The sequence below is a fragment of the Pseudonocardia sp. ICBG162 genome (genome assembly GCF_020496225.1).
Lineage (GTDB): Bacteria > Actinomycetota > Actinomycetes > Mycobacteriales > Pseudonocardiaceae > Pseudonocardia > Pseudonocardia alni.
In genome coordinates, this window is record NZ_JAHLJD010000031.1 from 1,206,259 (window position 1) to 1,224,711 (window position 18,453).

Sequence of the window (18,453 nt, forward strand, 5' to 3'; positions counted from 1 at the left end):
CGTACCAGAGAATTCAGCGCGCGCGTCGCGCGAGCCGCTCCGGCTCCAGGATCAGCACGCTCTTGCCCTCCAGACGCAGCCAGCCACGGTGCGCGAAGTCGGCGAGCGCCTTGTTCACGGTCTCGCGGGAGGCGCCGACGAGCTGGGCGATCTCCTCCTGCGTGAGGTCGTGGGTGACCCGCAGCAGACCCGACTCCTGGGAGCCGAACTGGCGCGCGAGCTGCAGGAGCGACTTCGCCACCCGGCCCGGCACGTCGGTGAAGATCAGGTCGGCGAGCATGTTGTTGGTGCGGCGCAGGCGACGGGCCAGCACGCGCAGCAGCTGCTCGGCGATCTCCGGACGCTTGCCGATCCACTCCCGCAGCGCGCTGCGGTCCATGGTGTAGCAGCGCACCTCGGTGACCGCGGTCGCCGACGACGTGCGCGGGCCCGGGTCGAAGATCGACAGCTCGCCGAACATGTCCGACGGGCCGGCCACCATGAGTAGGTTCTCCCGGCCGTCGGGGGACTTCCGGCCGAGCTTCACCTTCCCGCCCGACACGATGTAGAGGCGGTCACCGGGCTCACCTTCGGAGAAGATGACCTGCCCGCGGGAGAACTCGGCAGTCTCCAGAGCTTCGGCCAGCGCCTCGGCGGCCTGGGGCTCCACACCTTGGAAGATCCCTGCCCGGATCAGAACCTCGTCCACTGCAATGCTCCTCGTTCACCGGCCGTGTCGTCACGGCGGGTCGTCGGCGCGTCAGTGTAGAGGTCTTGGCCACACACGTGCGCACCACTGGCCCGATCGGATTGACATCCGATCGGGTCCGATTCGTCGCGGGGCGCTGCAACGCGCCCGTACGCGATCTTGTCAGGCCGACGGGACCTGGCTCCGACGAGCCCCCCGGCGGCGCCGGTTGCGCAGCCGGAACAGCTCCAGCGCGCGGCCCGTTCCGGACCGGAACAGGGCACGGACCTCGTCCGGACGCGGCTGTTCGAGCATCTCGTCCAGCTCGTCCTGGCGCACGGTGGACTCCCGCATGCGGGACTCCACGCGCTCCATACCGAGCGCGAAGAACATCACGAGCAGCGGGACGAGAACGCTCAACCAGGCAGTCATGGCAACTCCGATCCTCCCGTACGGGTTCGCAGCCCGGCCGGTCGGGGGTGGCCGCGTCGGTGTCTTCGTGACGCGACCGTGACCTCGTAGCCCGTTCGGCGCACACCCGGCCGGGTGCGCACACCGCTCGTCGGACGCGTCGCCACGCCGGCCGGTCGAACGGCCCCCGTCGCGGACCGGACCGCGCCCGGCGACGAGCGGTGCACGGCGCGACACCGTGACACGACTGTCGGTGCCCACCCGTACGCTCGGTCACGTGAGCACCTCCGCCGGACGGCCGTCGCGGGCGTCGCGGCCCACCCCCCGCGCCGCCGCCGGTCTGGCCGCGCGCGTCGCGGCCGGGGAGAGCCCGATCGGGCGAGCGCGCCGGGTCAACCGCATCCTCAGGTCGCTGGCGGAGGCCTATCCGCACGCGCACTGCGAGCTGGACTTCACCACCCCGCTGGACCTCGCCGTGGCGACGATCCTGTCCGCGCAGTGCACCGACGAGCGGGTCAACCAGGTCACCCCCGCGCTGTTCGCCCGGTACCCCACCGCCGCGGACTACGCGGGCGCCGACCGGACCGAGCTCGAGGAGCTGATCCGCTCCACCGGCTTCTACCGGAACAAGGCGACGTCGCTGACCGGGCTGGGCGCCGCCGTCGTCGAGCGGCACGGCGGGGAGCTGCCGTCGACGCTGGACGAGCTGGTGAAGCTGCCCGGCATCGGGCGCAAGACCGCGAACGTCATCCTCGGCAACGCGTTCGGCGTCCCCGGGATCACCGTCGACACCCACTTCGGACGCCTGGTGCGCCGCTGGGGCTGGACGACCGAGGAGGACCCGGTCAAGGTCGAGCACGCGATCGGCGAGCTCGTCCCGCGGCGGGACTGGACGATCGTGTCCCACCACGTGATCTTCCACGGGCGCCGGGTCTGCCATGCGCGCAAGCCGGCCTGCGGCGCCTGCACGCTCGCGGCGGACTGCCCCGCCTTCGGGCTCGGCCCCACCGACCCGGGCGAGGCCGCGGCGCTGGTCAAGGGCCCGGAGCGGGACCACCTGCTCGCACTCGCGGGGATCGCGGGGCCGCCCGGGGACGGCCGGTGACCCGGACAGGCGCCTCCCGCTCCGAGATCGTCTCGACCGTGGTCGTCGTCGTCCTGGTCGCGATCGCGGTCTGGGCGCTGTGGCCCTCGGGCCCTACCTCCGGCGGGAGCGGCGGCGCCGGTCCCGCGGCGAGCGCCGCCCCGGCGGACCGGCCCGAGACCGACCTCGCCGCCGCGGACCCGCAGGCGCTGGCCGCCGCGCGGGCCTCGGCCCGGCTGGCACCCTGCCCCGCCCCGTCCGGCAGCACCCCGGCCGGTCCGCTCGCCGGGATCACCGTGCCGTGCCTGGGCGCCGACGGCCGTACCGACCTGGGCGCGGCCCTGACCGGGCGGCCGACGCTGGTCAACTTCTGGGCGTCGTGGTGCGTGCCGTGCCGCGACGAGCTGCCCGCGCTGCAGGCCTACGCGCAGCGCCCCGGCGCACTGCCGGTGCTCACCGTCGACGTACAGGACGACCCGGTGTCCGCGCTGACCCTGTCCGCGCAGCTGGGGGTCACCCTGCCGGCCGTGACCGACCCGCAGCGGGCCGTGCGCCGCGCGCTGGACACCCCGCCGCTGCTCCCGGTCAGCTACGTGACCCGCGCGGACGGCGGCGTCGCGATGGTGGACCCGCCCGTCCCGTTCCGCACCGCCGACGACGTCGCGGCCGCCGTGGAGCGGTTCCGGTGACCGCGCAGGCGGGCGTGCCGCGGGTGCCCGACCCCGACCCCGCGGCGGCACCGGCGTCGCTGCGCCCGCTCGTCGACGGGGCGCTGGGCCTGGACCCGGCCTGGTTCGGCTGGCGACGCCTGCAGCCCGACAGCGGCGAGCCCCGCCGGGCCTCGGTGCTGATGCTGTTCACCGACGGGGAGTCCGGCGGGCCGGACGTGCTGCTCACCGAGCGCGCGGCGACGCTGCGCTCGCACGCCGGGCAGGTCGCCTTCCCCGGTGGACGGCTCGACCCGACCGACACCGGCCCGGTGCACGCCGCGCTGCGGGAGGCCCGGGAGGAGACCGGGCTGGACCCGTCCGGCGTCGTACCGCTGACCCTCCTGCCGGACCTGTTCATCCCGCCCACCGGGTTCCTGGTGACCCCGGTGCTGGCGCACTGGGCGTCGCCGTCGCCGGTGCGGGTGGTCGACACCGCCGAGGTCGCCCGGGTCGTCCGGGTCCCGGTGGCGGTCCTGACCGACCCGGCGAACCGGTTCACCGTGCGCGGCCCCAGTGGCCACGCCGGCCCCGCCTTCGACGCCGCGGGCCTGATGGTCTGGGGTTTCACCGCGGGCCTGCTGTCCGCGCTGCTGCAACGGTCCGGCTGGGAGCGTCCCTGGGACGCCGGCCGGGTCCTCGATCTCGACGACGCCTGGGCCCGCGCCCGGCGGCACGAACCGGAAGGAGTCCGGGTGGACGACCACGGCGTGGTGGACCGGTGAGCATCAGCTGGGTCGACGTCGTCGTCGTGATCCTCGCCCTGCTGGCCGCGGCGTCCGGCTGGCGGCACGGGGTCGCGGTGGCGCTGCTGTCGTTCGCCGGCGTGCTGACCGGCGCGGTGCTCGGGCTGCGGCTCGCCCCGTTGCTGGCCGGGCAGGTGGAGTCCCAGCAGGGGAAGGTGCTGCTCGGGATCGGCGTGGTGGTGCTGCTCGTCGCGCTCGGTGAGGCGACGGGCGTCTACCTCGGACGGTTCATCCGCGACCGGATCCGCGGCGAGGGCACCCTCAAGGTCGACTCGACGCTGGGCGCCGGCGTGCAGGCGATCGCGGTGGTGGTGGCGGCCTGGCTGATCGCGCTGCCGCTGTCCTCGACGAGCTTCTCCACCCTGACCAGCGGCCTGCGCGACTCGCGGGTGCTCGCCGGCGTGGACGACGTGATGCCGGACGCGGCGCGCAAGCTCCCCGCCGAGCTGCGCCAGCTCCTCGACGACTCCGGCTTCCCCGACGTCGTCAGCCCGTTCTCGCGGACGCCGGTCGCCGCGGTCGGCCCGCCGGACTCCGCGCTCGCGCAGTCCCCGGTGGTCACCGAGGTCCGCGACCGGGTCCTGAAGGTCCGCGGGCGCGCCCCGTCCTGCCGTCGCGCCCTGGAGGGGACCGGGTTCGTCGTCGCCCCGCAGCGGGTGATGACCAACGCCCACGTCGTCGCCGGGACGTCGAGCACCACGGTCGAGGTGACGACGTCCAGCGGACGGGCCCGCCAGCTCGACGCCCAGGTCGTCTACTACGACCCCGAGGTCGACGTGGCCGTGCTCGACGTGCCCGACCTCGAGGAGCAGCCGCTGCAGTTCAGCCCGGACCCGGCCCGCGTCGGCGACGACGTGATCATCCTGGGCTACCCGCTGGACGGCCCGTACACGGTCACCCCGGGCAAGATCCGCGAACGGATCCGGCTGCGCGGCCCGGACATCTACGAGCAGGGCAGCGTGCTGCGCGACGTCTACACCGTCCGCGCAGTGGTGCGCTCCGGCAACTCCGGCGGCCCGATGATCGCCCCCGACGGACGGGTGGTCGGCGTCGTGTTCGGCGCCGCGCTGGACGACACCGAGACCGGTTTCGTGCTGACGGCCGAGCAGGTCGGCCAGGCGCTGAACGTGGCCGCGAGCGGCGCGTCGTCCCCCGCCGACACCGGGAACTGCGCCTCCTGACCCACCGCACCCTGTCCCACGATCCGGGAACGAATGGCCGGATCGTGGGACGGATGCTTAGCGTGGGTACATGACCTCCGTCGACGTGACCCGTACCCGCCGTCGCTGGCTGGTGCTGGCCGTCGGGGTGTTCGCCCAGACCGCGGCCTGCTCGTTCGTCTACGGACTGCCGTTCGTGGTGCCGCTGCTGCGGGACACGGAGGGGTTGTCGCTGGCCCAGGTCGGCGCCTACGTCGGCGCCCCGACGGTCGGCCTGCTGTGCACCCTGGTGCTGTGGGGCGCCGCCGCCGACCGGTCCGGCGAACGCGGGGTGATGACGGTCGGGCTCGCGCTGTGCGCGGCCGCCGTCGCGGGTGCGGCATTGCTGCCGATCGGGCCCGGACCGCTGCTGCTGGTGCTGCTCGGTCTGGGTGGCGCGGGCGCGGCGTCGGTGTTCGCCGCCAGCGGCCGGATGGTGATGGGCTGGTTCGCCGCGCACGAGCGCGGCACCGCGATGGGGATCCGGCAGACGTCCCAGCCCCTGGGCGTCGCCGTGGCCGGGCTGACGCTGCCGACCCTGGCCGCGGCCGTCGGGCCGTTCCGGGCGCTGCTGCTGCCCGCGGTGCTGTGCGTCGTCGCGTCGGCGCTGGTCGCGACGCTGGCGCCGGACCCGCCCCGGGCTCCGCGGCCCGCGGGGGCCGCGCCGGAGCGCTCCCCCTACGGGACGTCGGTGCTGTGGCGGGTGCACGGCGCGAGCGCGCTGCTGGTGGTCTCGCAGTTCGCGGTGGCGTCGTTCGCGACCGAGTACCTGGTCCGCGAGCAGGGGTGGCACGTGGCGGCGGCGGGCGCGTTCGTCGCCGGTGGGCAGATCGCCGGGGCGGTCGGCCGGATCGCGACCGGGGTCTGGTCGGACCGGGTCGGGTCCCGGCTGCGCCCGATGCGCCAGGTCGCGGCCGCCGCGGCCGCGGTGCTGCTGCTGTTCGCGCTCGGCGACGCCGTCGCCGGGTGGCTCGCGGTGACCATGCTCGCCGTCGGGGCGGTGGTGACGGTCGCCCCGAACGGGCTGGCGTTCACCAGCACCGCCGAGATCGCCGGGCCCGCATGGTCCGGGCGGGCGCTGGGGGTGCAGAACACCGGTCAGAACGCCGTCGCGTCGGTGGTGCCGGCCGCGCTCGGCGCCCTGGTCGGCGCGACCGGCTACGCGGCGGCGTTCGCGATCGCCGCCGCGGCACCGCTGGCCGCGATCCTGGTGACACCGGTCCGCGACGAGCGCCGGCGGTCGTCGTGACGCCGCCGGCGCAGCCGGTCAGCGGGTGATCGTCTGGTCCCGCCCGGGGCCGACGCCGATCGCGGACACCGGCGCGCCGGTGAGCTCCTCGATCCGCTGCACGTAGGCCTGCGCGGCGGGGGGCAGGTCCTCCCAGGTGCGGGCGCCGGAGAGGTCCTCGACCCAGCCGGGCATCTCCTCGTAGACCGGGACGGCGTGGTGGAAGCCGGTCTGGGTCATCGGCATCTCGTCGACGCGGTGGCCGTCGACCTCGTAGCCGACGCAGATCGGCACCGACTCCAGCCCGGACAGCACGTCCAGCTTGGTCAGGAAGACGTCGGTGATGCCGTTGACGCGGACCGCGTACCGGCCGATGACGGCGTCGAACCAGCCACAGCGACGGTTCCGGCCGGTGTTGACGCCGACCTCACCGCCGGTCTTACGCAGCCACTCGCCCATCTCGTCGAGGAGCTCGGTCGGGAACGGGCCCGACCCGACGCGGGTCGTGTAGGCCTTCAGGATCCCGATCACGCGGGTGATCTTGTTCGGGCCGATGCCGGAACCGACCGACGCGCCGCCCGCGGTCGGGTTCGAGCTGGTCACGAAGGGGTAGGTGCCGTGGTCGACGTCGAGCAGGGTGCCCTGCGAGCCCTCCAGCAGCAGCGTCTCGCCGCGCTCCAGGGCCTGGTTCAGCAGCAGCCGGGTGTCGACGATCTTGTCGGCGAACTCCTTCGACTGCTCCAGGACGGTGTCGACGACCTCGTTGAAGTCCAGCGCGCGCCGGTTGTAGACCTTGACCAGGACCTGGTTCTTCAGCTCGAGGGCGGCCTCGACCTTCTGGTGCAGGATCTTCTCGTCGAGCAGGTCCGCGGCGCGGACGCCGACCCGGGCGACCTTGTCCTGGTAGGCCGGGCCGATGCCGCGACCGGTGGTGCCGATCTTGGCCTTGCCCAGGTAGCGCTCGGTGACACGGTCGATCGCCACGTGGTACGGCATGATCAGGTGCGAGTCGGCCGAGATCAGCAGGCCGGAGGTGTCGACGCCGCGCCGCTCCAGGCCCGCCTTCTCCTCGATCAGCGCCTCGGGGTTCACGACGACCCCGTTGCCGATCACGTTCTTCACGCCCGGGGACAGGATCCCGGACGGGATGAGCTTCAGCGCGAAGTCGCGGCCGTCCGGCGTGACGACGGTGTGCCCGGCGTTGTTGCCGCCCTGGTAGCGGACGACCCAGCCGAACTGCCCGCCCAGCAGGTCGGTCGCCTTGCCCTTGCCCTCGTCGCCCCACTGGGCGCCGATCAACACGATTGCGGGCATGTAAGAGACTCCAGTTCACACACGCTCGTCACGGTCGCGGGACCGGGCGTGATTTCCGGTTTCCGCGGCGAGGAGGGTACTCGATCAGTGGTTCCGACCGATCCCGAAGCGGTTCTCCTCGACTGCCTGCCGCAGCGGCGTCACCGGCTTCCCTTCCACGGTATCCGGCCCGGCGCGCGACGTGAACGCCCACCGTCGTCGCTGGTGTCCGATCCCGCGGTGCGTTCGGTCACCGTGGGTCCGCGCCCCGGGAAGGCGGAGGTCGACGCCCTGCTCCCGGTGCCGCGGCTGATCGTCCACGGTGACGACGCCGACCTCGCCGCGGTGCTCCTCCGGCTGCTCCGCCGGGACGCGCTCGCGACCGAGGTCGCCTACCTGCCGGTGTCCCGGCGGTCGCGGGCCGCCGCGAACTGGGGCCTCCCGACCCGGTTCGACGACGCCGTCGCCCTCGCCCGGTCCGGCACCGCACGCGAGATGCCGCTGGTGCGCGACGACAACGGCGGCGTCCTCGCCGGCCGCGGGGAGATCCCCGACCTCTACGGCGAGGCCTACTGCGACGCGACGCGCGTGCTGCACGGCCGCGTGAAGATGCTCGTCGTCGACGCGGGGCCCGAGGGCGTGCACGTGCGGCCGGGCCGCGGAGTGACCGGCACGACCGGGCGGGCGATCCAGATCGGGACGACGGGTGCGACGCCCGTCCGCGACGGCGTCGCGCACCCGCGGGAGATCAAGCGGTGGGCCTGGTACCGGCACACCGAGCCGTGGCGGCCGGTGCTGCCGGGCTGATCAGCGGCCGGGGTCCTCGGGGGCGAGCACGGCGTCGGTCGCGGTGATCCCGACGTCGAACACCTCGTCGGTGGGGACGACGTAGCGGTTGCGGTGGTCCCGGCCCTCGCCGCGACCGCCCGGGACGCCGCCGGCCATCGGGCCGTAGCCGGCCCCGCCGCGAGCCTCCGCCCCCTTGGCGCCGGTCCACGGCTCGGCCGCGCCGCCGCTCCGCGGCCCGGGTGTGCGGGGCTCGGTGCCCCACGCCGTCCCGGCCCCGCCGCGGCCGCCGGGTCCGTGCGGTTCGGTCCCCGCGCCCGGCAGCCGCGTAGTGCCGCGGGACTCGCCGAACGGGGAGCCGACGCCGCCGCGGCCTGCTCCTGATCCGGCTCCCACTCCGAACGACCCGGTCCCGCTGCCGGGGCGGGTCTCCGTGAGGGGGCGGACGAGCTGCTGCCGACGTACCTGGTCGCCGAAGCGGCGCGCGAGGTCCTCGCGGGTACGGGCGGCGTCCGACGTCGGGGCCGGGCTCCGGGTCGGGGTCCGCGTGCGGTCCGGAGCGGGCGGTACGCGGGAGCCCGGCGCCCCGGTACCGCCTCCACCGGCGCCCGACGAGGACGCCGGTCCGCTCGGCAGGGGGACGACAGGCGAGGGCCCGCCACCGCCTCCGGCGCCACCACCCACACCACCACCGGGGCCGCCGCCTGCACCGCCGCCGCCCGACGGGCCGGCCGGCGCCGACCCCGGCTGCGAGGACGACCCGACCGGGGGGAGCCCGACTCCGGCCGGTCCCGGCGTCGGGCCGGAGACTCCGCCGCCACCCGGGGCGACGGAGATGCCGGGCTGCGGTCCCGGCGAGCCGCCGGGACCCGGCGGCGCGCCCGGAGATGTCCCGGGCGGGGGCGCGGCGGCCGCCTCGGTGGTGAAGCGGTCGTCGATCGCGGAGGTCTCGGACTCGTACTTCTGGAGCGCGCGGTTCGCGACCTCGTCGTTGATCTGGTTGTGCTCGGCGATGGTGACGTGGTCGGCGCCCCTGCCCCGGAGGGACTGCCAGGCCTCGCTGATGTTGTCGCCCGCTCGCTGGATCCAGGAGAACTCGGCCGGGTCCATGAACCGGACCTGACCGCGCATGCGCTCGAACGCGCTGCCGTGGTCGAGCATGCGGTCGGCGCCGTTCCGGGCGACGGTCGCAGTGCCGTCGACGCCGGTCGCGGTGCGGTCCAGGGACTCCTGGGCCGCCCGGGCGGCGGGGCCCTGCCACGAGATGCCGAGGTCGGCCATGCCGCGGTCGAGGGTCTGCTTGGTGGTCGCCATGTCGTCGACGAGCTTGCGGAGACCGTCGGACGTCTGCCGGCTGGCCGCGGCGCCGGGTTTGCCGAGGATCCACGCCGACTTGGTCGCGATGTCGAACGCCTCGTAGTTGTAGCAGCGAGGGAGGGGCATGCTCGGATCCCTAACGCTCGAGCAGAGGGCCGTTGTACGGCGAAGTGGTGGGTTTCAGGGTTGCCGCGTTCTCGTCCTCGATCAGGCCGTACTCCTGTGCCGCACTTTTCAAGCGGTCACGCGCCTCCACGACCTCGGTGACGTACTCCGTGTGTGTCCGCGTAATGGAGTCGATCTTGGGCTGGAAGACGGTCACTGCATCGAGGGAGACAGGGTCCTGTCCACACGGAGGAATGATCCTCAGCTGATCAGCTGTTTGGCCTCCACTTCGCAGGTTCCGAACCTGATCGTTCAGGCGCTGATACACCTTCATGACGTTCTCGATATTGACCTGAAGCATGAGGGAATCACTCGCTGACCCTCGTGGTTCATGGGCGGACGTGTGCATGAACGAATCGTATGCGCGCCATCTTTGATGGAGCGCGAATCACTCAGAAGCGTTCGCTAATGCGAACCAGTCAGCGTGAACGAGCAGCGATCAGGTAGCTCCGGGCCAGCACCTCTGCCCGACGACACGTGTCGTCGATCGATCCGCGAGTCTGCTCGTTGTAACCGACGTCTCGGACCTGAACACGGATGCCGGCCGTTTCCGCGGCGTCCAGATACAGCTCGCACAGCGGCGCGGTGTCCTCACTCTCCACCATCCTGACGGCTCCGAACCCGTCGACGACGGTGATCGTGGCACCCTGCGCCGTCGCAACCTTTGCAGCCGGCGTCTGAATCGTCTGCACGCTGTAGCTCTCAACGGTGTCGTTGTTGCCCCACCCACAGACACGACTGGGACCATCAGCGAGGGTGACGGTCGAAGGCTCGTCCCCTTCGACTCCCCATTGCTGGCGCAGTTCAGGGGTCATCGCGACACACGGGTCGACGTTCGCCACGTCGATCTCCGCCGGCCGCGCCGGGAACGGCCCCTCCGGCTCCGCAGCCCTACACCCCACGACCACCCCGCACACCAACAGCAGGACGACAACGAGTCGGACCACCGGCGACGCTCCCCCGGGACAGCAACAGGACGGCAGCAGGCTAGCCCGCCGCCGTCACCCCCGGGCCCGTTCCGATCAGGCCGCGGCGGCCGAGTCGTCCGGGCGCCGGTGGTAGCTGTCCACATAGGTCTGCCCGGACAGGTCCGCGATGGCGTCCATGATCTCGTCGGTGACCGCGCGCCGGATCGCCGGAGCGCCCTCCAGGCCCTCGTAGCGGCTGAACTCCAGCGGCCGCCCGAAGCGGATCTCGACCCGGGCCAGGCGCGGGAACAGCCGTCCGATCGGCTGCACGCGCTCGGTCCCGATCAGGCCGACGGGCACGACGACCGCCCCCGTCGACAGCGCCAGCGACGCGACGCCGGTGTGCCCGCGGTGCAGCTTGCCGTCGAGGGAGCGGGTGCCCTCCGGGTAGATGCCGAACGCACCGCCGCACTCCAGGACCTTGCGTCCCGCGGCGAGCGCGGCGAGGCCGGCGCGGGCGTTGGACCGGTCGACCGGGATGTAGCCGAGCGCCCCCAGGAACGCGGCCATCAGGCGTCCGCGCAGGCCGCGGCCGGTGAAGTACTCGGCCTTGCCGAGGAACGCGACCTTGCGCGGCGCGACGAGCGGGATGAACGCCGTGTCGACGGCCGCGCGGTGGTTCGCCGCGAGGATCACCGGCCCGGTGGCCGGGATGCGGTCCGCGCCGCGCACGCGGGGCCGCCACACGAGCCGGACGAGTGGCGCGAGGACGTAGCGGATGAACAGCTGCACCGTGAACCCCGATCAGTGAGCGACGTCCACAACTCCGTGCAGGGGGACCCGACGTCCCGGCGCCGAACGACGCCCGATTCTGCTCCGTGACCGGCCCGTGACGGAAGCCCTTCCGCCCGTTCAGTCCACGTGAGGATCGGTGAGCTGCCCGCGCAACGCGCGCAGCGCCTCGCTGCGGGTCATCCCGGTCGCCTGCAGCAGGTCGACGGCGATCGAGCGGACCTGCGCGACCAGCACCGGGGCCGAGACCGCGGGCGCCGCGGCCGGCTGCCCCTCCACCGGCCGGGCGACGACCGCGCCGGGGTCGGCGAGGACCGGTGCGTGCTGCACGGCCTCCAGGATCGGGCCGCGGGCCTTCTCGCGGTCGCCGTCCTGCCCGAGCTCCCCGATCAGCGCCTCGACGGAGACGGCGAGCTCGGTGATGGCGTCCGGCAGACCGGGCGGGACCGGTTCGCCGTCCTCGATCGCGGTCATCGCGCGCCGGGCGAGCACCCGGGCGTTGCGGTGGGCGTAGTCGGCCCGCTCGGCGAGCGTCCGGTAGCGGCGCAGCATGGCCCGGCGCGGCCGGTGCATCGGCGAGACCGTCACGACCTCGCCCGCGGAGCTGACGGCGGTGCGCAGCTCGTCGATGACGGCCTGGGTGTCGCGGGCCCGGGTCAGCGCCCGCGACGCGCTCTCCCGGTCACCCTCGCGCAGCGCCGTCGCGATCTCGGTGAGCACGGTGACGAGGTCGTCGAGCACCCGGCGGGCGACCCGGCGCACGATCCGGACCGGGTGCGCGGGGATGACCGCGGCGACCAGGATCCCGGCGAGGCCGCCGATCAGGGCGTCGATGCAGCGGTCGATCCCACCGGTCTCGGTGGGCGGGAGCAGCGTCGTCACCAGCACCGCGGACACCGCGGCCTGGTTGACGAACAGGGTCCCGCCGTCGGTGAACACCGCGATGACCAGCGCGAGCGCGACGACGAGCACCAGCTGCCAGAGGCCGCCGCCGATCTGCGCGATCAGCAGGTCGCCGATCAGGACACCGATGCTCACCCCGACGACGAGCTCGGCGGTGCGGCGCAGCCGCGAGTTCAGCGACATGCCCAGGCTGAGCACCGCCGCGATCGGCGCGAAGAACGGCCGCGTGTGACCGACCAGGTCGCCGGCCACCCAGAGGGCGAGGCCGGCGGCCATGGAGCACTGCAGGATCGGCAGCCACGACGCGCGGACGCGCCGGGCACCGGCCCGGCCGCGTGAGCGGACCCGGTCCCACGCGGCCACCGGCGTCAGGACACGCCGAGGGCGGCGAGCGCCTCCGGGTCCGAGTCGTTGATCAGCGTGCGCAGGCGCTCGACCTCGGGGGCCTCCCCGATCGCCGTGGCGGCGCGCAGCAGCGCCCCGCACGACCGCAGGAAGCCCTGGTTCGGCTCGTGCGACCACGGCACCGGGCCGAAGCCCTTCCAGCCGTTGCGACGCAGCTGGTCCAGGCCGCGGTGGTAGCCGGTGCGGGCGTAGGCGTAGGCGGCGACGGACTCCCCGGCGTCGAGGGCGCGCTCGGCGAGCACCGCCCAGGCGATCGACGACGACGGCGACCCCGCCGCCACCTCCGACGGGTCCTTCCCCGCGGTCAGGTCCGCCGCGGCGGGGTCGACCGGGAGGCGCGTGTCGTCGGGCTCGAGCAGGTTGCCGTGCAGACTCATGCCGCCATCCTCGCGCCCGGCCACCCGCCGTCGCCAGCGGGTGGCCGGGCGCCGCGGATCAGGACAGTGCCCTGCCGGCGGACTTCAGCGACTCGCACGCCTCGATGACGCGCTCGCTCATCCCGACCTCGGCCTTCTTCAGGTACGAGCGCGGGTCGTAGACCTTCTTGTTGCCGACCTCGCCGTCGATCTTGAGCACGCCGTCGTAGTTGGCGAACATGTGCGACACGATCGGCCGGGTGAAGGCGTACTGGGTGTCGGTGTCGACGTTCATCTTCACGACGCCGTAGGTCAGCGACTCGTGGATCTCCTCGAGCAGCGAGCCGGACCCGCCGTGGAAGACCAGGTCGAACGGCTTGGCGCCGGGGTCGAGGCCCAGCTTCTGCACGGCCACCTCCTGGCCCTGCTTGAGGATCTCCGGGCGGAGCTTCACGTTGCCCGGCTTGTAGACGCCGTGCACGTTGCCGAAGGTCGCGGCCAGCAGGTAGCGGCCCTTGTCGCCGGACCCGAGGACCTCGACGGTGCGCTCGTAGTCGCCGGGGGCGGTGTAGAGCTTGTCGTTGATGTCGTTCGCGACACCGTCCTCCTCGCCGCCGACGACGCCGATCTCGACCTCGAGGATGATCTTCGCCTTGGCCGCCTGCTCCAGCAGCTCGGCCGCGATCTTCAGGTTCTCCTCGAGCTCGACCGCGGAGCCGTCCCACATGTGCGACTGGAACAGCGGGTTCTGCCCCTTGTCCACGCGCTCCTGGCTGATCGCGATCAGCGGACGCACGAACGAGTCCAGCTTGTCCTTGGGGCAGTGGTCGGTGTGCAGCGCGATGTTGACCGGGTACTTGTCCGCGACGACGTGCGCGAACTCGGCGAGGCCGACCGAGCCGGTGACCATGTCCTTGACCCGGGTGCCGGACAGGAACTCCGCGCCACCGGTCGAGACCTGCACGATGCCGTCGGAGCCTGCCTCCGCGAACCCGCGCAGCGCCGCGTTGAGGGTCTCGGTGCTGGTCACGTTGATCGCCGGGTAGGCGAACTCGCCGCTCTTGGCGTTGTCCAGCATCTGGTTGTAGATCTCGGGCGTGGCGATGGGCACGGGGCCTGCCTCCTCGTCGTCGGCGGTCGCTGCTCCGCGCAGCGCTCCTTGTCTCCGGGTGAGTATCACGTACCCGCGGGGAAGGGGAGCCATCGTCTGCGATGGGCCTGGTCTCACCGCGGGCGACGCCGCCGACCGCTGCACCGGGTAATGCTGCGAAGCCTGTCGGTGGTGGTCGCTAGTGTGGTGGGCGTGGAGGAGGAGCGCGCCGAGAACGCCGTCGACCGGACACTGGGCCGGTTGCGCGCCATCGACAGCCGCCCGGCGCCCACGGGCACCGGGCCGCACCCGTTCGCCCCGGGCACGGCGCAGGCCCCGGTCGACGGGCCGGGTGGTTCCGGGGCCCGGCCGGGCCCGGACACGCCGCTGACGCTGGCCGACCTCTACCGCGACCACCGCCTGCGGCTGATGCGCCTCGCGATGCTGCTGGTGGACATCCCGGCCACCGCGGAGGACGTGGTGCAGGAGGCGTTCACCGGCCTGCACCGGCACTGGACCGGTCTGCGGGACGAGACGGCCGCCGTCGCCTACCTGCGTGCGGCCGTGGTGAACGGGTCCCGGTCGGTGCTGCGGCGCCGTCGCACGGCACGCGAGTACGTGCCGCCGCACGCGGCGAACGCCCGCTCCGCGGAGTCGCTGGCCATGCTGTCGGCCGAGCACCAGTCGGTCGTCGACGCGCTGGGCCAGCTCCCGCCGCGCCAGCGCGAGGTGCTCGTCCTGCGCTACTACGGCGGGCTGACCGAGTCCGAGATCTCCGAGGCCGCCGGGATGAGCCGAGGTACGGTGAAGTCGACCGCCAGCCGCGCGCTCGACGCCGTCGCCCGGATCATGGCCGAGCGCGCCGGGACCGAGGCCGTCCGGCGTCCGGGGGAGCTGCGATGACCGGCCCCCAGCCGCCGCAGCCCGGCCGCGACGACGCCGCCCGCCGGATCGGCGAGGCGCTGCAGGCGCAGGCCCGCGGGCGCCCGATGCCGCAGCGTCCCGCGGCGGGCCCGGCCCCCGTGCCGCCACGCGTCCCCGGCCGGATCCCGCCGCCGGTCCCGCGTCCCGGGCCGCCCCCGCAGCGCCGGCCGCAGCAGGCCCCGGCGCCGGAGCCCGCCCGGTCGGCGACCGGCCAGATCGTCTGGGCCGCGGTGATCGCGCTGCTCCTCGGCGCCCTGCTCGGCGGGGGTCTCGCGCTGGTGTCGGTGCTCCTGCCGGGTGCGCTGCCCGCCCTCGGCTGAGCCGCTCACAGCACCCCCACAGCGACGGCCACGTCGATCCACATCACCCGGCCGGTACCGTTTCTCGACGTGACGGTTCTCGCCGCGACGCAGACGCTCGCCCTCGGTCCCGACTGGCTCGACCCGGCGGTGATCATCGAGTCCCTGGGTCCGTGGGCCCTGGTGGGCGTCGCTGCGATCATCTTCGCGGAGTGCGGGCTGCTGCTCGGGTTCTTCCTCCCGGGCGACTCGCTGCTGTTCACCGCGGGCCTGTTCGTCGCGCAGGGCGCGATCGACGTGCCGCTGTGGTTGGTCTGCCTGGTGCTGGTGGTGTCCGCCTTCGCCGGCAACGCCGTCGGCTACGGCATCGGCTATCGCGCCGGCCCGGCGATCTTCGACAAGCCGAAGTCGAAGCTGTTCAACCCCAAGCACGTCGAGAAGACCCACGAGTTCTTCGAGAAGTACGGCAACCGGGCCATCGTCCTGGGCCGCTTCGTGCCGATCGTGCGGACCTTCATCACCGTGAGCGCGGGCGTCGCGCGGATGGACCCGAAGCGCTACCTGACGTACTCGCTGATCGGCGGCGTCGCGTGGGCGGCGGGCGTGACGGTGCTGGGCTACTTCCTCGGCCAGTTCGCGTTCGTCCGTGAGCACATCGACCTGATCCTCATCGCGATCGTGCTGATCTCGGTGCTGCCGATCGTGTTCGAGGTGCTGCGGGCGCGGGCCGCGTCCAGGCGCGGGGGCCCCGCCGGCCCGGTCGACGGCGTCGCGGGTGCCGCGACCGGTGCGGCCGCCGCCACCGTCACCGGCCACACCGCCGACGACGACCCGGCCGCGGTCACCATGCAGATGCCGGCCGTCGGGAACGGCCCGGCGCCGCAGCACGGTCATCCCCGCCCCGGACAGGCCCCGCAGCCCGGTCGTGCCCCGCAGCACGGCGGGGCCGCGCCCCAGCACGGTGGCGCCGTGCCGCCGCACGGCCCCGGCCCCCGCCCGCAGGACGGCACGGAGCCGCCGTACCGCCACACCACCGGCCGCCCCGCCATGCCGCCCCGGCACGGCAACTGAGCGTCGATCGGCACGTCTCCGCCCTGCCCGGGGCGGAAACGTGCTGGTCACCAGGCGTCGGACAGGTCCGCGTGCTCGCGGATCCATGCGTGCATCACGATCCCCGAGGCCACCCCGGCGTTGACCGAGCGCGTCGAGCCGAACTGGGCGATCGACACGACCAGGTCCGCGGCGTCGCACAGCTCCGGCGACAGCCCGGGGCCCTCGGCGCCGAACACGAGCACGCAGTCCCGCGGCAGCGACGTGGCCTCCAGCCGGACCGCGCCCGCGATGTTGTCCACCGCGACCACGGCCAGACCGTGCTCCCGGGCGAACGCGACGAGCCCGCCGGCCTCGGCGTGGTGGTGCAGCCGCAGGTAGCGGTCGGTGACCATCGCGCCGCGACGGTTCCACCGGCGTCGCCCGACGATGTGCACGCCGGCGACGCCGAAGGCGTTCGCCGTGCGCACCACCGTGCCGATGTTGTGGTCGTGGCCGAGGTTCTCGATCGCCACGTGGAACGGGTGCGCCCGCCGCGCCAGGTCCGCCGCGACGGCCTCACGGCGCCAGTAGCGGTAGCGGTCGACGACGTTGCGCCGGTCCCCCTGCTCCAGCAGCTCCGGGTCCCACTGGTCGCCCTGCGGCCACGGCCCGGCCCACGGGCCGACCCCGACCTGGCCGGGGACCGACCACTCGCTGGGCCCGGGCTCGCTCATCCCAGCTGCAGGTCCGCCAGCCCCAGCAGCGCGCGGTACGGCACGCCCTCGGCCTCGACGGCCTGCCGGGCGCCGGTGTCGCGGTCGACGACGGTGCACACCCCGACCACGTCGGCGCCGGCCTGGAGCACCGACCGGACCGCGGTCAGGACCGAGCCGCCGGTGGTGGAGGTGTCCTCGACGACCAGCACCGGCAGGCCGGTGATGTCCGGGCCCTCGATGAGCCGCTGCATGCCGTGCTTCTTGGTCTCCTTGCGGACGACGAAGGCGTCGACCGGATCGGTGTCCGGCTCGGCCGCCGCCGCGTGCAGCACCGCCGTCGCGACCGGGTCCGCGCCGAGCGTCAGCCCGCCGACCGACCGGTAGGTCCAGTCCGCGGTGAGCTCGCGCAGCAGCCGTCCGATCAGCGGGGACGCCTCGTGGTGCAGCGTGACGCGGCGCAGGTCGATGTAGTAGTCGGCCTCCGCGCCGGAGGAGAGCGTGACCCGCTCGTGGACGACGGCGATCTCCCGGACGAGCGCGGCGAGGCGGGAGCGGTCGGTGTGTGCGGAGCTCATGTGCGATCCCTGTCGAACGTCGCCGTGATGCGTCGCAGCAGGCTCCGGGGCAGCACCCCGGTCACCCCCACGATCGCCTTGTACTGCCTGGAGGGCACGGAGACGACCCGGCCCCGGTCGAGGTCGGTGAGGGCCTCGTCGACGACCTGGGAGGCCTCCAGCCACAGCGGGCCGCGGCGGGCGCCGACGTCGATGCCGGCCCGCTCATGGAACTCGGTGCGCACGTAGCCGGGGCACAGCACCATCGCGCGCACCCCGGTGCCCTGCAGCGACGCCGCGACGCCCTCGGTGAAGGAGATGACCCACGCCTTGTCGGCCGGGTAGGTGGAGCCGCGCCCGGCCAGGAAGCCCGCGACGCTGGCGACGTTCAGCACCGCGCCGGTGCCGCGGTCGACCATCCCGGGCAGCGCGGCCCGGGTCAGCTCCAGCACGGCGGCCACGTTGACCTGCAGCTGGCGGGCCAGGTCGGCGGCGTCGTTCTCCAGGAACGAGGCGCCCAGCGCGAGCCCGGCGTTGTTGACGAGCAGGTCGACCGGCGCGACGTCGGGGTCGGCGAGGCGGCGCACGACCCGGGCCCGCTGGTCCGGGTCCGACAGGTCGGCGGGCAGCACCTCGACGGCGACGCCGAGGTCGCGGTAGCGCTGCGCGGCGGCCTGGAGGCGGTCGGCGTCGCGCGCCACGAGCACGAGGTCGCGGCCGTCGGCGGCGAGCCGATCGGCGAACGCGGCCCCGATCCCCGACGACGCGCCCGTGATCATGACGGAGGGCACGCGGGGAGCGTAGTGCGTCCGCACCCGACCGGTGCAGGCGCGACGGTTACCGACGGGTCGGGTGTGACCCGTGCGACAGG

Annotated in this window: 22 protein-coding genes; 9 read left to right on the top strand and 13 right to left on the bottom strand. The window is 73.9% G+C overall.

Annotated elements, in window-relative coordinates; translation table 11 throughout:
• Positions 1 to 13: 13 nt before the first annotated feature.
• Both KPL60_RS30620 and KPL60_RS30625 read right to left on the bottom strand, forming a co-directional pair.
• Positions 14 to 688 (bottom strand): Crp/Fnr family transcriptional regulator, encoded by a 675-nt coding sequence (locus KPL60_RS30620; RefSeq protein ID WP_020628211.1) that lies wholly within the window; start codon positions 686 to 688, stop codon positions 14 to 16.
• 162 nt (positions 689 to 850) lie between these two features.
• Entirely contained in the window at positions 851 to 1,099 is a 249-nt protein-coding gene (locus KPL60_RS30625) for a hypothetical protein (protein ID WP_043282623.1), read from the bottom strand.
• A gap of 352 nt (positions 1,100 to 1,451) precedes the next feature.
• On the opposite strand from KPL60_RS30625, the gene nth reads away from it, so the two are divergent.
• The 5 genes from nth (at position 1,452) to KPL60_RS30650 (ending at position 6,063) form a co-directional block, all read left to right on the top strand.
• On the top strand, positions 1,452 to 2,183 hold the full coding sequence (nth, locus tag KPL60_RS30630; RefSeq protein ID WP_304580140.1) for an endonuclease III: 732 nt from the start codon (positions 1,452 to 1,454) through the stop codon (positions 2,181 to 2,183).
• Complete coding sequence (locus KPL60_RS30635) at positions 2,180 to 2,851, top strand: TlpA disulfide reductase family protein (RefSeq protein WP_226354328.1); 672 nt, start codon at positions 2,180 to 2,182, stop codon at positions 2,849 to 2,851. The genes nth and KPL60_RS30635 overlap by 4 nt, the downstream gene beginning before the upstream one ends.
• Complete coding sequence (locus KPL60_RS30640) at positions 2,848 to 3,594, top strand: CoA pyrophosphatase (RefSeq protein ID WP_374228781.1); 747 nt, start codon at positions 2,848 to 2,850, stop codon at positions 3,592 to 3,594. The genes KPL60_RS30635 and KPL60_RS30640 overlap by 4 nt, the downstream gene beginning before the upstream one ends.
• Positions 3,595 to 3,596: 2 nt before the next feature.
• Positions 3,597 to 4,796 (top strand): MarP family serine protease, encoded by a 1,200-nt coding sequence (locus tag KPL60_RS30645; RefSeq protein ID WP_226356606.1) that lies wholly within the window; start codon positions 3,597 to 3,599, stop codon positions 4,794 to 4,796.
• A 70-nt stretch (positions 4,797 to 4,866) separates the two neighbouring features.
• Positions 4,867 to 6,063, top strand: a complete 1,197-nt coding sequence (locus KPL60_RS30650) for an MFS transporter (protein WP_226367964.1) — start codon at positions 4,867 to 4,869, stop codon at positions 6,061 to 6,063.
• Positions 6,064 to 6,081: 18 nt separating this feature from the next.
• On the opposite strand, the gene KPL60_RS30655 is transcribed toward KPL60_RS30650, so the two are convergent.
• Positions 6,082 to 7,356, bottom strand: a complete 1,275-nt coding sequence (locus tag KPL60_RS30655) for an adenylosuccinate synthase (protein WP_226354330.1) — start codon at positions 7,354 to 7,356, stop codon at positions 6,082 to 6,084.
• A 204-nt stretch (positions 7,357 to 7,560) separates the two neighbouring features.
• Between KPL60_RS30655 and KPL60_RS30660 the strand changes: the two genes are divergently transcribed.
• Positions 7,561 to 8,142: a hypothetical protein gene (locus KPL60_RS30660; protein ID WP_226367965.1), complete on the top strand. Its 582-nt coding sequence runs from the start codon at positions 7,561 to 7,563 to the stop codon at positions 8,140 to 8,142.
• Here KPL60_RS30660 and KPL60_RS30665 read toward each other — a convergent pair whose 3' ends face one another.
• The 7 genes from KPL60_RS30665 to fbaA all read right to left on the bottom strand — a co-directional run bounded on the left by KPL60_RS30665 (position 8,143) and on the right by fbaA (position 14,078).
• Complete coding sequence (locus KPL60_RS30665) at positions 8,143 to 9,564, bottom strand: hypothetical protein (protein ID WP_226367966.1); 1,422 nt, start codon at positions 9,562 to 9,564, stop codon at positions 8,143 to 8,145. It abuts the gene before it with no gap.
• Between the two features lie 10 nt (positions 9,565 to 9,574).
• Positions 9,575 to 9,952 (bottom strand): hypothetical protein, encoded by a 378-nt coding sequence (locus KPL60_RS30670; protein WP_226367967.1) that lies wholly within the window; start codon positions 9,950 to 9,952, stop codon positions 9,575 to 9,577.
• A gap of 70 nt (positions 9,953 to 10,022) precedes the next feature.
• The gene (locus KPL60_RS30675; RefSeq protein WP_226367968.1) at positions 10,023 to 10,550 is read right to left on the bottom strand and encodes a DUF3558 family protein; all 528 of its coding nucleotides are present in this window, start codon (positions 10,548 to 10,550) and stop codon (positions 10,023 to 10,025) included.
• Between the two features lie 75 nt (positions 10,551 to 10,625).
• Positions 10,626 to 11,303, bottom strand: a complete 678-nt coding sequence (locus KPL60_RS30680) for a 1-acyl-sn-glycerol-3-phosphate acyltransferase (protein ID WP_226354337.1) — start codon at positions 11,301 to 11,303, stop codon at positions 10,626 to 10,628.
• 120 nt (positions 11,304 to 11,423) lie between these two features.
• The gene (locus KPL60_RS30685) at positions 11,424 to 12,569 is read right to left on the bottom strand and encodes an aromatic acid exporter family protein (protein WP_226367969.1); all 1,146 of its coding nucleotides are present in this window, start codon (positions 12,567 to 12,569) and stop codon (positions 11,424 to 11,426) included.
• A 5-nt stretch (positions 12,570 to 12,574) separates the two neighbouring features.
• The gene (locus tag KPL60_RS30690; RefSeq protein WP_073576038.1) at positions 12,575 to 12,988 is read right to left on the bottom strand and encodes a DUF3151 domain-containing protein; all 414 of its coding nucleotides are present in this window, start codon (positions 12,986 to 12,988) and stop codon (positions 12,575 to 12,577) included.
• A gap of 58 nt (positions 12,989 to 13,046) precedes the next feature.
• Positions 13,047 to 14,078, bottom strand: coding sequence for a class II fructose-bisphosphate aldolase (gene fbaA, locus KPL60_RS30695; RefSeq protein WP_226354339.1), 1,032 nt, complete (start codon positions 14,076 to 14,078; stop codon positions 13,047 to 13,049).
• 192 nt (positions 14,079 to 14,270) lie between these two features.
• On the opposite strand from fbaA, the gene KPL60_RS30700 reads away from it, so the two are divergent.
• The 3 genes from KPL60_RS30700 to KPL60_RS34950 all read left to right on the top strand — a co-directional run bounded on the left by KPL60_RS30700 (position 14,271) and on the right by KPL60_RS34950 (position 16,351).
• A complete protein-coding gene (locus KPL60_RS30700) occupies positions 14,271 to 14,960 on the top strand; it encodes an RNA polymerase sigma factor (RefSeq protein ID WP_226367970.1) in 690 nt (229 codons plus the stop codon).
• Entirely contained in the window at positions 14,957 to 15,301 is a 345-nt protein-coding gene (locus KPL60_RS30705) for a hypothetical protein (RefSeq protein WP_226367971.1), read from the top strand. The genes KPL60_RS30700 and KPL60_RS30705 overlap by 4 nt, the downstream gene beginning before the upstream one ends.
• Positions 15,302 to 15,370: 69 nt before the next feature.
• Positions 15,371 to 16,351, top strand: a complete 981-nt coding sequence (locus KPL60_RS34950) for a VTT domain-containing protein (protein WP_308016860.1) — start codon at positions 15,371 to 15,373, stop codon at positions 16,349 to 16,351.
• A gap of 47 nt (positions 16,352 to 16,398) precedes the next feature.
• Here the strand turns inward: KPL60_RS34950 and KPL60_RS30715 are convergent, their stop codons facing one another.
• Genes KPL60_RS30715 through KPL60_RS30725 form a run of 3 tightly spaced genes read right to left on the bottom strand, consistent with a single transcriptional unit; the run spans position 16,399 to position 18,373 of the window.
• Positions 16,399 to 17,046: an RNA methyltransferase gene (locus tag KPL60_RS30715; protein ID WP_226354341.1), complete on the bottom strand. Its 648-nt coding sequence runs from the start codon at positions 17,044 to 17,046 to the stop codon at positions 16,399 to 16,401.
• Complete coding sequence (gene pyrE / locus KPL60_RS30720) at positions 17,043 to 17,603, bottom strand: orotate phosphoribosyltransferase (protein ID WP_226354342.1); 561 nt, start codon at positions 17,601 to 17,603, stop codon at positions 17,043 to 17,045. The genes KPL60_RS30715 and pyrE overlap by 4 nt, the downstream gene beginning before the upstream one ends.
• Positions 17,600 to 18,373, bottom strand: coding sequence for an SDR family oxidoreductase (locus KPL60_RS30725; protein ID WP_226354343.1), 774 nt, complete (start codon positions 18,371 to 18,373; stop codon positions 17,600 to 17,602). The genes pyrE and KPL60_RS30725 overlap by 4 nt, the downstream gene beginning before the upstream one ends.
• Positions 18,374 to 18,453: the final 80 nt, after the last annotated feature.